The sequence below is a fragment of the Kitasatospora sp. NPDC058162 genome (assembly GCF_042884005.1).
Classification (GTDB): Bacteria; Actinomycetota; Actinomycetes; order Streptomycetales; family Streptomycetaceae; genus Kitasatospora.
This window is the reverse complement of record NZ_JBHVUS010000023.1, coordinates 55,800-69,073: the sequence shown is the minus strand read 5'-3', so window position 1 is coordinate 69,073 and position 13,274 is coordinate 55,800. Positions and strand designations below refer to the sequence as shown.

The window sequence follows — 13,274 nt, the reverse complement described above, 5'->3', positions numbered from 1 at the left end:
GAAAAGGAGTTGGTTGTCATACATCGGCGGGTGCGGTATCCCTTGATCTCGAACCTGTCCGGTGCATGCTCACTTCCCGGGAGTCGCGAATGACCGGCACACACGTGGCCGGCGGCCTCGTCACGACGGCGGCCGTGGGCCTGGTGCGGTTGCCGTGCGATCGGTGGCTCGCCAATCAGCCCGTCAATCGCGGCAGTTCGCGTACGCATCCGGTTCCGGAACCGGTCCTGGCCCGATTCCTGCGCCTCGCGGAGGAAGCGGAGGAACCCGACGGCGGGCCGGACGCGGTGCTCGCGGCCGTGCTCGCGGTGCTGCTGCACCACTACGCGGGCCAGCAGGACGTCCAGTTGACGCTGGGCGGGCCCGAGCCGGTGCGCGTCACCGTCGACGACGGCGCCGACCTGCGGCGGATCCGGCAGCAGCTGGGGCGTCAAGTGGCGCTGGGCGAAGGCGGGGTGGCCGATTCCGATTCAGAGGCCGAGGCCCCGCTGACGATCCGGCTGCGCCCGGCCGACGCCGGGCCCGGCGCCCTGCTGGAGGCCGCGTACGACCCGGCGCTGCTGGACGAGCCCACCGCCGCCCGGGTCCTGGAGCACGCCGCCCGGCTGCTGGCCGCGCTGGTCACCGACCCCGAAGGACCGGCCCGGCTGGCCCGGTTCGGCTCGGCGGAGGAGCGCGAGCGGATCCTCGCGGACTGGAACGGCACCCGCACGCCGTACCCGGACTCGACCGTGGTGGCCGCCTTCGAGGAGCAGGTGCGGGCGACCCCGGCCGCCCCCGCCGTGGAGTTCGAGGGCGAGGTGATCGGCTACGCCGAACTCGACCGGCGCGCCGGGCTGGTGAGCCGCCGGCTGAACGCGACGGCGGGCTCCGGCTTCGTCGGGATCCACCTGGAGCGCTCGGTCGAGCTGGTGGTGGCGATCCTCGGGGTGCTCAAGGCCGGGCTCGCCTACGTGCCGCTCGATCCCGAACTGCCCGCCGACCGGGTCCGGTACATGGTCGAGGACTCCGGCGCCGCCACCGTGCTGTGCCGCCCGGAGGACGTCGAGGCCCTGTCCCGCCCGGGAGTTGTCGCGCTGACCGTCGAACAGGCCGTCGAGGAACCGGGGGAGGAGTCGGGGGAGCAGTCGGAGCGCCCGGAGATCACCGGCGACACCCCGGTCTACCTGATCTACACCTCCGGCTCCACCGGCCGCCCCAAGGGCGTGCTGAACCGCCACGCGGGCGTGTTCAACACCGTCCACTGGCGGCGGCGGCGCTTCCCGCTCGGCCCGGCCGACCGGGTGCTGCAGAAGACCCCGTTCGGATTCGACGTCTCCGCCTGGGAGTTCCTCTGGCCGCTGGTCTCCGGTGCCTGCCTGGTGGTCGCCCGCCCCGGCGGCCACCGGGACACCCGCTACCTCAAGCGGACCATCCGCGACCGGGGCGTCACCGTCGTCCACTTCGTGCCCTCCATGCTGGACGCCTTCCTGGAGGAGGACGACCTGGCCGGGCACTGCGGGAGCCTGCGGCTGGTCTTCGCCAGCGGCGAGGCGCTCGCCCCGCCCACCGTCCGGGCCTTCTTCCGTGAGCTGGACTGTGAACTGCACAACCTCTACGGCCCCACCGAGGCCTCCATCGAGGTCTCGCACTGGCAGGCCGCGCCGGACTTCGCCGGGCGGGACGTGCCGATCGGCCGGCCGATCGCCAACACCGGGCTGTACGTGGTCGACGAGCAGTTGGAGCCGGTGCCGGTCGGGGTGGCGGGCGAGCTGTGCATCGGCGGCGTCCAGGTCGCCCTCGGCTACCACCGGCAGCCGGAGCTGACCCGGGAGCGGTTCGTCGCCGACCCCTTCACCCCGGGCGGGCGGCTGTACCGCACCGGCGACCTCGCCCGGTACCGCACCGACGGGCAGATCGAGTACCTCGGGCGGCTCGACGACCAGGTCAAGATCAGCGGCTTCCGGATCGAACCGGGCGAGATCGAGACCGTGCTGCGCGGACTGCCCGGGGTCGGGCAGGCCGCCGTGCTCCCGGTCGGCGAGGACGGCGCCCGGCGGCTGGCCGCCTTCGTGGTGCCCGACCGGCCGGGCGCCATCGACCCGGGCGCCTTCGATCCGGGTGCGTTCGACCCGGAGGCCTGCCGGGCCGCGCTGGCCCGGGCGCTGCCCGCCTACATGGTGCCGAAGCAGTTCACGGCCCTCGAGGCGCTGCCCACCTCGACGAACGGCAAGCTCGACCGGCGTGCGCTGGCCGAGCTCGCCCGCCCGGCCCGCCCGGCCGATCCGGCCCGGGCCACCCCCGCTCCCGCTCCCGCCTCCGTGCCCGCCCCCGCCGACGAAGCCGGGAACGCCGGGAACGCCGGGAACGCCGAGGACACCGAGGACATCGGGCCCGACCTGGAGACGACCCTGCGCGCGCTGTTCGCCCAGTCGCTGGGCGTCGCCGAGGTCGGCCTCCACGAGGACTACTTCGAATTGGGCGGCCACTCGCTGGCCGCCGTGAAGCTGGCGACCCGGATCCGGGCCGCGCTCGGAGTGGACCTCGACGTCTGGACCCTGTTCGACTTCCCCACCGTGGCCGAGTTGGCACGTGAACTCGCCCGGCCGCTCTGACGAAGGACGGTCCCATGTCAGTTTCACCCGCCCCCGGCCGCGCCCCGGAGGACGCCGAGGACACCGAGGACACCGTGCGCGACCTGCTGGTCGCGGGCGCCGAGCGGCTCGCCGCCGACGACCCGGAGCTCCACCGGGTGCTGGCCCGCGAGCAGGCCCGGCAGAACGCCACCCTGTCGCTGGTGGCCTCCTCCAGCGTGGTCGACCCCTCGGTGCTGGCCGCCCAGGCCTCGACCGCGGTGAACGTGACCGCGGAGGGCTACCCGGGCCGCCGCTACCACGCCGGCTGCGGTGTCATCGACGACATCGAGAGCCTGGCGATCGACCGCGCCAAGAGCGTCTTCGGCGCCCGCTACGCCAACGTCCAGGCGCACTCGGCGACCACCGCCAACTACGCGGTGCTGTCCGCCCTGTTGAACCCCGGGGACACCCTGCTGGGGATGACCCTGGCCGAGGGCGGCCACCTCACCCACGGCAGCCCGGCCGCGTACGCCGGGCAGTACTTCGACGCCGTCGGGTACGGGCTGGACGCGGACGGGCTGATCGACTACGGCCAGGTGGCCGAGCTGGCCCGGGAGCACCGCCCCCGGGTGATCATCTGCGGGGCCACCGCGTACAGCCGGATCGTCGACTTCGCCCGCTTCCGGGTCATCGCCGACGAGGTCGGCGCCTACCTGCTGGCCGACATCTCGCACGTCGCCGGACTGGTCGCGACCGGCCTGCACCCGAGCCCGGTCGACCACGCCCACATCACCACCGCCTGCACCCACAAGCAGCTGTTCGGCCCGCGCGGCGGCCTGATCCTGGTCGGCCGGGACCACGACGCCCCGGCGCCGAAGGGCAACGGCGACCTCAGCGCCTTCCTGCAGCGCGCGATCTTCCCGTACTACCAGGGCGCCCCGGCGCTCAACAGCATCGCCGCCAAGGCCCGCGCGCTGGCGATCGTGGCCACCCCGGCCTTCGCGGCCACCACCGAGCGGATCGTCTCCTTCTCTCGCGGCATGGCCGCCGAACTCGGCCAGCGTGGCTACCCGATCGTCTCCGGCGGGACGGACAACCACACCGTCCTGGTCGACCTGCGGGCTCGCGGCCTCAGCGGGCTGGTGGCCGAGGAGGCGCTGGAGGAGTGCGGGATCGTGGTCAACAAGAACCGGGTGCCCGGCGACACCACTCCGCCGCTGGTCGGCGGCGGCGTGCGGCTGGGCTCCAACAGCGCCGCGCACCGCGGGATGGCCGGGGCGGAGGCGTCGCGCTGCGCCGAGCTGATCGACACCGTGCTGTCCGCCGTCACCGCGCTCGGGCCGCGCAGCTACCAGCTCTCCGACGACGTCCGCTACGCGGTGTCCTCCCAAGTCGCCGAGCTGGCGGCCAAGTTCCCCCTGCCCGGCTACGCAACCAGCTAGCCGCCCGCCCCTTCCGGAAGGAAACCGCAGATGAGTGAGCTCGACGACGACCGCCGGTACCTGGTGGTCCTCAACGACGAGGAGCAGTACTCCGTCTGGCCGGCCGACCGGGACGTCCCGGCGGGCTGGCGGGCCGAGGGCTTCGCGGGGACCCGCGAGGAGTGCCTGGCGCACGTGGCCGAGGTGTGGAGCGACATGCGCCCGCTCAGCCTGCGGCGCGCCATGGACGCCGGCCAGGGCTGACCGGCTCGGCGGGAACGCCGGAGGCCCGGGGCGGTGGTATCGCCCCGGGCCTCCGGCGTTCCGGACCTTCGAAGCTCAGCGCTCGTCGGCGCCCAGTCGCAGGGCCCGCATGGTGTCGGCCACCTCCCGGTGCAGCCCGGAGCCGCTGCCGGCGAAGCGGTCGATCACCCGCTGCTGGACCTCGGGGTCCTTCTCCTGGCTCAGCTTGAACATCACCTCGACCTTGGTCACGGTGAAGTGGATCCCGCCCACCGCGCCGACGATCTGCCGGTGGTACTCCAGCGAGGGGGCGAGCGGCATGCCGTCCCCGAACCGGTCCTCCAGCGTCTGGGCGGTGGTGTGGACGATCGTCAGGGTCTCGTCGTCCTGCGCGAGCCCGATCACGCCCTCCAGGTGGACGGCCACGTAGTTCCAGGTCGGCGCGACCATCGGGGCCGAGTAGAGGGTCGGGGTGACGTAGCCGTTCGGGCCGTGGAAGACCAGCTTCGCCGGGCCGCCGCCGTCGGCGAGGAGCTGCTGCCAGTGCGGGTTCACCCGGGTCATGTGGGTCCACAGCCGCATGCCGAGCAGCGGGTCGCCGGCGGCGTCGGGCGGCGCGATCACCGGGACGTGGGTGGCGTGGGGGGTCGGGTCCCCGTTGCTGGTCAGCACGGCGAGCGGGTGCCGTTCGATGACCCCCAGCGGCCAGTCGTCCCCGTCCACCTGGTAGAGCTTCGGCGTGAACACTCGTTCTCCTCGGTATCGGTGGTGCGGCGCAGCGGCGTCTGCCCCCGGCGGCAGGCGTTCGGGCGGGTCAGCCGGACAGCGCCTTGACGAGCATGTCGCCGATCTCCCCGGCGCGGACGGCGGAGAGGGACAGCAGGGTCTCGGAGAGGCCGTGGCTGTGCTCGCCGAAGCCCTGGACGTAGATCCCGCACCGCACGCTCTCGTCGGTCACCACCCGGTGCTCCCGGTCGAGCCGCAGCCGGCCCTGGTCGTCGAGCCCGCAGTACGGCAGCAGGCCGTCCAGGAGGCTGGCCGGGTCGGTGCGGGTGTAGCCGGTCGCGCAGACCAGCGCCTGGGCCTCGATGAGGGTGCTGGTGCCGGAGGAGAGCGATTCGACGTCGACCCGCAGGCCGTCCGGAGTTTCCGTCACTTCGCGCACCCGGGAGACGTTGTGGAAATTCAGCCGGGGATTTCCGGCCACCTTTTCCAGATACGCCTGCCGGAACAGCGACTGCAGCAGATCGGAGTCCACCACCGAGTAGTTGGTGCCGGCGTGATAATCGATCAGGCGCTGTCGGACCTCGTCCGGCGCGGTGTGGAAACGGTCCACCGCCTCGGGGTTGAACACCTGGTTGGCGAACGGACTGTCGTCGGCGACGCTGAACCCGTAGCGGGCGTGCACCGAGTGCACCTGCGCCCGCGGGAAGCGCGCGTGCAGGTGCTCGATCACCTCCGCCGCGCTCTGGCCCGAGCCCAGCACCACGAAGGAGCGGGGGTCCTGCGGCTCGATCCGCGCGACCTCCGACAGGAACCGGGAGGTGTGCCAGATCCGCGGGGAGTGGGGCAGTTCGGCGGGCAGCCGCGGCTCGATCCCGGCGGCGACCACCAGGTTGCGGGCACGTTGGACCTGCCGGGCGCCGTCGGGGCCGACGTACACCAGGTCGAGGAACTCGACCCCCTGTTCGCCGGCGACCGGCTCGACCGACACCACCCGGGAACCGTAGGAGACGAGGTCCGCGAAGCTCTCCGCGACCCACTCCAGGTAGTCGTGGAACTCCACCCGCAGCGGGTAGAAGGACTTGGTGTTGATGAAGTCCGCCAGCCGGCCCTTGGCCTGCAGATAGCACAGGAAGGAGTACGGACTGGTCGGGTTCCGCATGGTCACGAGGTCCTTGAGGTACGAGACCTGCATGGTCGCGCCCTCGATCAGCATGCCCCGGTGCCAGCCGAAGCGCGGCTGGGCCTCGAAGAAGCGCGCGGTGACCGGCGCTCCGTCGGCGATCTCCGCAATGGCGGCCGCGAGGGCCAGATTCGAGGGGCCGAAGCCGATTCCGGCCACGTCGACGATGCCGGTTCCGGCGACCACGCCGGAACGTTGCCGCTCTCCCACGGACTTCCCTGCTCTCTCCCTTTTGGGGATGGCCTGTCTGGGTCGACGTCGAGTCCGGTCGACCGATGACGGTGTTCAGGGCAGCACGTTGCCGCGGCTCCTGATCACTCCATGACAGTAGGAGCTGCCCCACCGGCTGTGCAAGCAAAAGGGGAAAATCCCGATCACCGGTGGTGAGTTGGCGTTGTCGTGGAGAAGGGATCCGATCCACTCTTGACGGCGTGTCGTCACGCTGAATAGCATCCGAAGCGTTCGAGGTGGGGGCATAGCCGTACCCCAAGTCATCGACTCGGCAAAAGAGTTCGTCACCGGGTATCCGAACTCCATTCACTGACTTCTCGTCAAGAACTGACCAGGGCACTGACAAGGGCAAGGTTTCGCGCGAAGGGATCCGCGACCGCACCATGTTGGAATCACCGGGCATGACCGAGTCGGATCCCCTGTCGGGGTGGACCCTTGCGAGCCGTTTCGCCGCCGTCGCGGCGGCCGCCCCGACCGCGACCGCGGTCCGCAGCGAGGCCGGCGACCTCGACTACGCAGGACTCGACGCCGCCGCGACCGCCCTCGCCGCCCGGCTGCGCGGCCGCGGGGTGCGCCGCGGCGACCGGGTCGGCGTGCTGCTGGAGCGCTCGCCCCGGCTGGTCGTCGCGCTGCTCGGCATCCTCAAGGCGGGCGCCGCGTACGTGGCCGTCGACCCGGGGGACCCGATCGCCCGGCTGCGGACCATCCTCGGCGACGCCGAGGTGCCGCTGGTGGTCACCGACGAGGCCCAACGTCCCAAGCTCGACGGGGAGTTCGAGCACCTCGACGTGCTCGATGCGGGTACTGGGCCCGCACCCGCCGACGCCTCCGCGCTGCCGGTCGGGCAGACCCCCGAGGACCTCGCCTACGTCGCCTACACTTCCGGCTCCACCGGCCGCCCCAAGGGCGTCTGCGTACCGCACCGCGCCGTGCTGCGCCTGGTGCTGGACGCCGGCTACCTCGGCGCCCGCCCCGACGACGTCTTCCTCCAACTCGCCCCGGTCGCCTTCGACGCCTCCACCCTGGAGATCTGGGGCGCGCTGCTGAACGGCGGCTGCCTGGCCCTCGCCCCGGCCGGCCGGCTCGGACCGGCCGAGATCGTCAAGGCCGTCCGCGACACCGGCACCACCGTGCTGTTCCTCACCACCGCCCTGTTCCACCAGGCGGTGGAGGCGGGCCTGGGCGACCTGCCCGCCCTGCGCCTGCTGCTCACCGGCGGCGAGGTGCTCTCGGCCGAACACGTCGACCGCGCGGCCGCCGCGCTGCCCGGCACCCTCGTCTCGGCGGCCTACGGCCCCACCGAGAACACCACCTTCACCAGCACCCACCCCGTCCGTGGACCGCTCGGCGACCGCGGCGTCCCGATCGGCGGACCGATCGACGGCACCGGCATGGCCGTCCTCGACGAGCGGCTGGACCGGGTGCCCGACGGCACCGTCGGCCGGCTCTTCGTCAACGGCAGCGGCCTCGCCCACGGCTACCTCAGGCAACCCGGCCTCACCGCGGACCGCTTCCTCCCCGACCCGTACGCGACCGCCCCCGGCACCCGGATGTACGACACCGGCGACCTCGCCCGGCGCGGCCCCGACGGCGCCTACGAGTTCGCCGGGCGCGCCGACGGCCAGCTCAAGGTCAACGGCGTCCGGATCGAGTCCGACGACATCGAGGCCCGGCTGCGCCGCCACCCCGACGTCCAGGACGCCGCCGTCGTCCTCCAGGACCACGGCCCCGGCGACCGCCGGCTGGTCGCCTTCTACAGCGGCCCGTACGCCGTCTCTTCGGTGGAACTGCGCCGGTCCCTGGCCGAGGACCTCCCGGCCGCCATGATCCCCTCCGCCCTGGTCTGGGTCGACCGGCTGCCGCTCAAGGCCAACGGCAAGGTCGACCGGGACGCCCTGGCCGCCCGCCGCGGCCGGACCCGCCCGGACAGTGAGGTGCCCTACCGGGGGCCCGCCGACCAGGTCGAGCGCCGCCTCACCGTGCTCTGGCAGGAGATCCTCGACGTCGAACCGGTCGGCGTCGACGACGACTTCTTCGACCTCGGCGGCCACTCGCTGACCGCCAGCCGGATCACCCGCGAGATCACCGCCGAGTTCGAGACGGTGATCCGGGCCCGGGCCTTCTACCTCAACCCCACCGTCGCCGGACTGGCCGAGCACATCAGGGCCAAGCGGCCGGTCGCGGCGCCGACTGCCGCCGCCCCGACCGAGGCCGCGCAGTGAGGATCACCGTCCCCGGCGCCACCGTCTCCGGCGACGACCCGGAACCGGAGCAGGACCCCGAACGCGTCGACCTGAGCGACCCGCACTTCTACGCCACCGGCGACCCCCACGCGGTCTGGCGGCACTACCGCCACAAGGCCCCGGTCACCCGGCTCACCGTGCCGAGCGGCCGCGGCTACGTCTCCGTCACCGCGCACGCCGAGACGGGCACCGTGCTGCGCGACCACGCGCTCTACACCTCCCGGCGCGGCAACATGCTCTCCGTCCTCGGCGAACAGGACCCGGCGGCCGACCGGATGATGGTCGCCAGCGACCCGCCGGTCCACGGCTACCTGCGCCGCCCCGTCGCCCAGGCGCTGTCCGCCCGCGAACTCGCCGCCCGCCGCCCGGCCATCCGCCGGATGGCCCGGCTGCTGCTCGCACCGCTGGCGAGCGGCGAACCCTGGGACCTGGCAGCCGCGATGACCGCCTTCCCGATGATGTTCACCGGCGCCCTGATGGGCCTGCCGGAGGCCGACTGGCCCGAACTGACCCGGCTCACCACCGTCGCGATCGCCCCCGCCGACCCGTCCTCCCGGGACGACTCCGGCGGCCACCAGCTGGTCTCCGCCCACCACGAACTCTTCGACTACTTCGCCGAGGTGGCCGCCGACCGCACCCCGCGGGATGACCTGGTCGGTCTGCTCCAGCAGCTCACCGTCGGGGACCGGACGATCCGGCTCGACGAGGTCATCTACAACTGCTACAACGTGCTGCTCGGCGCCAACGTCACCGCGCCGCACGTCATCGCGACCACCGTCAACGCCCTGCTGGAGCACCCGGAGCAGTACCGGAGGCTGCTCGACGGCGGGGCCACCGTCGCGTCCGCCGTCGAGGAGGGCCTGCGCTGGGCCTCCCCGGCCACCCACGCGATGCGCTACGCCGCCGAGGACACCGTCCTCGGCGGCGAACCGGTACGGGCCGGCGAGGCGGTGGTCGCCTGGCTGGGCTCGGCCAACCGGGACGAGACGGTCTTCGACGACCCGTACCGCTTCGACCTGGCCCGCACCCCCAACCGGCACCTCGCCTTCGGCTTCGGCCCGCACTACTGCGTCGGCGCCCCGTTGGCCCGGATCGCCCTGGCCGAGTTCTTCACCGAGGTCACCGAGCTGGTGGAGCGGTTCGAACCGGCCGGCCCGGTCGAGCACCTGGCCTCCAACTTCATCGCCGGGATCAAGCACCTCCCGGTGACCGCCCGGCTGCGCCCCGGCGCCGACCGGCAGCTCGCCCGGGACGCGAGCTGAACCACCCTCGCACCACCCCGCACCACCCCGCACCACCCCGCACCACCCGGAACGAGAGGACCTTCCTGCCGTGATCGAGATGCGCAGTGACACCTTCACACTGCCGACGCCCGAGATGCTCACCGCGATGACCGAGGCGGAGCTCGGCGACGACGTCTACGGCGAGGACCCGACGGTCAACGAACTGGAGCGCCGCACCGCCGAGTTGACCGGCAAGCAGGCCGCCTGCTTCTTCCCCAGCGGCACCATGGCCAACCTCGCCTCGATCATGGCCCACGCCCCGCGCGGCTCCAAGGCCCTGGTCGGCGCCGAGAGCGACATCTGGCTGTACGAGGCGGGCGGCGCCGCGGTCTGCGGCGGGGTCGTCTACGAGCCGCTGCCGAACCGGCCCGACGGCACCATCGCGCTGGCCGACCTGGCCGCCGCCTTCCCGAGCGACCCGGACGACCCGCAGTTCGCGCTGCCCGCGCTGATCTGCCTGGAGAACACCCACAACCGCTGCGGCGGCGTGGTGCTGCCGCTCGACTACCTGGCCGAGGTGCGCCGCTTCGCGGACGAGCGCGGCGTCGCGGTGCACCTGGACGGCGCCCGGGTGGTCAACGCGGCGATCGCCGCCGGGGTGGCGGTCGCGGAGATCACCGCGCACGTCGACTCGGTGCAGTTCTGCCTCTCCAAGGGCCTCGGCGCACCGGTCGGCTCGATGGTGGCGGGCAGCGCGGAGTTCGTCGAGAAGGTCCGCCGGCTGCGCAAGATGCTCGGCGGCGGGATGCGCCAGGTCGGGCTGCTGGCGGCGGCCGGCCTGGTCGCGCTGGACACCCGGGCCCGGCTGGCAGAGGACCACGCCAACGCCCGGCGGCTGGCCGAGGGGCTGGCGCTGCTCCCCGGCGTGGAGCTGGACGTGGACACCGTCGAGACCAACATCGTGATCTTCGAGGTCACCGACGAGCGGTTCGACTGGCGCAGCTTCGTCGGCTCGGTGGCGCGACACGGCCTGGCGGTCACCGAGTTCGGCCACGGCCGGATCCGCGCGGTGGTGCACCACGGGGTGAGCGCCGAGGACGTCACCGCCGCCGTCGCCATCGTGGCCCGGGTGCTCAAGGACGGCCCCACGGCGGGCTGAGAGCCCCGCCCGGCCCCGCGCACCCGCGGGGCCGGCGCGCCCGCCGGCGGTCAGGCCGCCCGCAGCACCTGGGCCACGAACGCGTCCAGGTTGGCGACCGTGCGCGCGACCTGCTCCTCCAGCGTCAGCGACTCCTCGGGCCGGCTCACCGAGGCCGAGCGGCGCTTGCCGCGCACGTACAGCGAACAGCCCAGGTCCGCGCAGATGTAGGTGCCGACGGTGTTCCCCTCGCGCCCGGCGGCGCCGGCCCGCCGGGCGGAGAGCAGGGCCACCCCGCTGCCGCCGTGGATGGTGATGCAGAGCGAGCACACATTGGTCTTGGTCAGGCTGCGCCGGACGTTCGGCGCGCGGAGCGTGACCCCCACCAGCCCCTCGCCCCGGAGGGCGACCAGATAGCCGCGGTCGGGCGCGCCCGGATCCCGCCAGCCGAGGAAGTCCAGGTCCTCCCAGGGGAGTTCGGCCAGGTTGCGGGGAATGCTGAGCCTGCGCGCCTCTCCCTTCGAACAGTTGACGAAGGATTCACGAATTTCGTTCTCGGCAAGTGGACGCATTCATCAGAGCCTAGTTGACTGCCGGGCGGGTGACCCCCGTCCTCCCCGAAATCCACCAACGCAGAGGAGACCCCTGTGTCCATTGGCGGTACTCAGCCCGAACCGATACGGCCGACGGCCCGAACGGCCGCTCCGCGCCGGCTCCTGATGTGCCGGCCGCAGCATTTCGACGTGACGTATTCCATCAACCCGTGGATGCATCCGGAGAAGCCGGTCGACCGCGAGCTGGCGCTGCTGCAGTGGGAGCGGCTGCGCGAGGTGTACCTCTCGCTCGGCCACACCGTCGAGGTGATCGACCCGGTGCCCGGCCTGCCCGACATGGTGTTCGCCGCCAACGGCGCGACGGTGGTGGACGGCAAGGTCCTCGGGGCCCGGTTCCGGCACGTCGAGCGCACCGCCGAGGGGCCGGCCTACCTCGCCTGGTTCGTCCGGCAGGGCTTCCGGGACGTGCTCTGGCCCGAGTTCATCAACGAGGGCGAGGGCGACTACCTCGCGGTCGGGCGCCGCATCCTGGCGGGTACCGGCTTCCGCACCGACCAGCGCTCGCACTACGAGGCGCAGGAGTTCTTCGGCCTGCCGGTCACCTCGCTGACCCTGGTCAACCCCGAGCACTACCACCTGGACACCGCGCTCGGGGTGCTCTCCGACACCGAGGTGATGTACTTCCCGGAGGCCTTCACCCCGGGCAGCCGCTCCGTGCTGGAAGAGCTCTTCCCGGACGCGATCCGCGCCTCCGCCCAGGACGCCGCGGTGTTCGGCCTCAACGCCTTCTCGGACGGCTACAACGTGGTCCTTCCGCAGGCCGCGGCGGGCCTGATCGAGCAGCTGCGGGAGCGGGGCTTCAACCCGATCGGCGTGGACACCACCGAACTCCTCAAGGCCGGCGGCGCGGTCAAGTGCTGCACCCTCGAACTGCGGCCGTAACACTGCTGCGCCGACCGCGGCCCCGCACCCCTCCTCAGAACTCAAGGGAGGGGTGCGGGGCCGCGGCGTCCCCGGGCGGGCTCAGTGCTCGTGCAGCGCCCACTTGCTGCTGTCGACCCGCGCCGTGCCGGGCAGCGCGATCAGCTCGGGCTTGAACAGCGGCGGCGCGCCCATCGCGGGCTCCCAGGTCGCCAGGGACTCGTCCTGGGGGACCTCGATCCGCCGGTCGGCGGCCAGGTCGGCGACCACCTTGAGCAGCAGCCGCACCCCGAGCGGCGCCAGGTGGTCGCGCCACAGGCTCTGGGCGGTCGAGCCCGGGGGCACGAACAGGTGCTCCTGGGCGGCGATCGGGCCGCCGTCGGTGCGCTCGGTCAGGTGGTAGACGCTCCCGCCGGTCACCTTGTCGCCGTCGCGGATCGTCCACCGGACGGCGTCCCGGCCGCGGTGCAGCGGCAGCAGGCTGGGGTGGTAGCCGATGGTGGCGACGGTGGCCCGGGAGCGGGTCTCCCGGCCGAGGAAGGCGTGCGAGTGCGCGGCGAGGATGACGTCCACCCCGTCGGGGACGTGCCGCGCGCGCAGCTCGGCCGAGTCCGTCCAGGGGATGTCCCTGGGGTACGCCCAGGACCGCACGCGGTCCCAGCACATCGCGTCGGCCTCGTCGGACTTCCCCTTGCGCAGCCGGGGCGCGGCCGCACCGACGATCTTGTGTCCGCTGTCCAGCAGGGCCTCCGCGACCTGCACCGCGAACGCCCCTTGTCCCGATAGGTAGATGTTCATCCGTCCTCCTGCGCTACTGGTCGGTTCTCGGTCGGGGTCAG

At 72.8% G+C, this 13,274-nt stretch carries 11 protein-coding genes; 7 read left to right on the top strand and 4 right to left on the bottom strand.

Going from position 1 to position 13,274, the window contains the following annotated elements; genetic code table 11:
- Positions 1 to 89 precede the first annotated feature (89 nt).
- From ACFVXG_RS31355 to ACFVXG_RS31345, 3 genes are read left to right on the top strand one after another with little or no spacing between them, the layout of a single operon-like run.
- Positions 90 to 2,594 (top strand): amino acid adenylation domain-containing protein, encoded by a 2,505-nt coding sequence (locus ACFVXG_RS31355; protein ID WP_387932264.1) that lies wholly within the window; start codon positions 90 to 92, stop codon positions 2,592 to 2,594.
- Positions 2,595 to 2,608: 14 nt separating this feature from the next.
- The gene (glyA, locus tag ACFVXG_RS31350) at positions 2,609 to 3,997 is read left to right on the top strand and encodes a serine hydroxymethyltransferase (RefSeq protein WP_387932262.1); all 1,389 of its coding nucleotides are present in this window, start codon (positions 2,609 to 2,611) and stop codon (positions 3,995 to 3,997) included.
- A 30-nt stretch (positions 3,998 to 4,027) separates the two neighbouring features.
- Positions 4,028 to 4,240 (top strand): MbtH family protein, encoded by a 213-nt coding sequence (locus ACFVXG_RS31345; protein WP_387932260.1) that lies wholly within the window; start codon positions 4,028 to 4,030, stop codon positions 4,238 to 4,240.
- A gap of 75 nt (positions 4,241 to 4,315) precedes the next feature.
- Here ACFVXG_RS31345 and ACFVXG_RS31340 read toward each other — a convergent pair whose 3' ends face one another.
- Positions 4,316 to 4,966, bottom strand: coding sequence for an FMN-binding negative transcriptional regulator (locus ACFVXG_RS31340; protein WP_387932258.1), 651 nt, complete (start codon positions 4,964 to 4,966; stop codon positions 4,316 to 4,318).
- Positions 4,967 to 5,033: 67 nt separating this feature from the next.
- Positions 5,034 to 6,311, bottom strand: a complete 1,278-nt coding sequence (locus ACFVXG_RS31335; protein WP_387932257.1) for a lysine N(6)-hydroxylase/L-ornithine N(5)-oxygenase family protein — start codon at positions 6,309 to 6,311, stop codon at positions 5,034 to 5,036.
- 446 nt (positions 6,312 to 6,757) lie between these two features.
- Between ACFVXG_RS31335 and ACFVXG_RS31330 the strand changes: the two genes are divergently transcribed.
- From ACFVXG_RS31330 to ACFVXG_RS31320, 3 genes are all read left to right on the top strand, one after another.
- Entirely contained in the window at positions 6,758 to 8,578 is a 1,821-nt protein-coding gene (locus ACFVXG_RS31330; protein ID WP_387932255.1) for an amino acid adenylation domain-containing protein, read from the top strand.
- Positions 8,575 to 9,861, top strand: coding sequence for a cytochrome P450 (locus ACFVXG_RS31325; RefSeq protein ID WP_387932253.1), 1,287 nt, complete (start codon positions 8,575 to 8,577; stop codon positions 9,859 to 9,861). Before ACFVXG_RS31330 ends, ACFVXG_RS31325 begins: the two co-directional genes overlap by 4 nt.
- 79 nt (positions 9,862 to 9,940) lie before the next feature.
- A complete protein-coding gene (locus ACFVXG_RS31320; protein WP_387932251.1) occupies positions 9,941 to 10,981 on the top strand; it encodes a GntG family PLP-dependent aldolase in 1,041 nt (346 codons plus the stop codon).
- Positions 10,982 to 11,031: 50 nt separating this feature from the next.
- Here the strand turns inward: ACFVXG_RS31320 and ACFVXG_RS31315 are convergent, their stop codons facing one another.
- Positions 11,032 to 11,532, bottom strand: coding sequence for an FBP domain-containing protein (locus tag ACFVXG_RS31315; RefSeq protein ID WP_387932249.1), 501 nt, complete (start codon positions 11,530 to 11,532; stop codon positions 11,032 to 11,034).
- Positions 11,533 to 11,607: 75 nt separating this feature from the next.
- Between ACFVXG_RS31315 and ddaH the strand changes: the two genes are divergently transcribed.
- Entirely contained in the window at positions 11,608 to 12,456 is an 849-nt protein-coding gene (gene ddaH, locus ACFVXG_RS31310) for a dimethylargininase (RefSeq protein WP_387932248.1), read from the top strand.
- Positions 12,457 to 12,537: 81 nt separating this feature from the next.
- Here ddaH and ACFVXG_RS31305 read toward each other — a convergent pair whose 3' ends face one another.
- The gene (locus ACFVXG_RS31305) at positions 12,538 to 13,233 is read right to left on the bottom strand and encodes a formyltransferase family protein (RefSeq protein ID WP_387932246.1); all 696 of its coding nucleotides are present in this window, start codon (positions 13,231 to 13,233) and stop codon (positions 12,538 to 12,540) included.
- Between the last annotated feature and the right edge of the window lie 41 nt (positions 13,234 to 13,274).

Excerpts from the sequence above, each read along its gene's own strand:
- ACFVXG_RS31355 (WP_387932264.1), top strand. The coding sequence starts at position 90 with ATGACCGGCACACACGTGGCCGGCGGCCTCGTCACGACGGCGGCCGTG.
- glyA (WP_387932262.1), top strand. The coding sequence starts at position 2,609 with ATGTCAGTTTCACCCGCCCCCGGCCGCGCCCCGGAGGACGCCGAGGAC.
- ACFVXG_RS31345 (WP_387932260.1), top strand. The coding sequence starts at position 4,028 with ATGAGTGAGCTCGACGACGACCGCCGGTACCTGGTGGTCCTCAACGAC.
- ACFVXG_RS31330 (WP_387932255.1), top strand. The coding sequence starts at position 6,758 with ATGACCGAGTCGGATCCCCTGTCGGGGTGGACCCTTGCGAGCCGTTTC.
- ACFVXG_RS31320 (WP_387932251.1), top strand. The coding sequence starts at position 9,941 with ATGCGCAGTGACACCTTCACACTGCCGACGCCCGAGATGCTCACCGCG.
- ACFVXG_RS31315 (WP_387932249.1), bottom strand. The coding sequence starts at position 11,532 with ATGCGTCCACTTGCCGAGAACGAAATTCGTGAATCCTTCGTCAACTGT.
- ACFVXG_RS31305 (WP_387932246.1), bottom strand. The coding sequence starts at position 13,233 with ATGAACATCTACCTATCGGGACAAGGGGCGTTCGCGGTGCAGGTCGCG.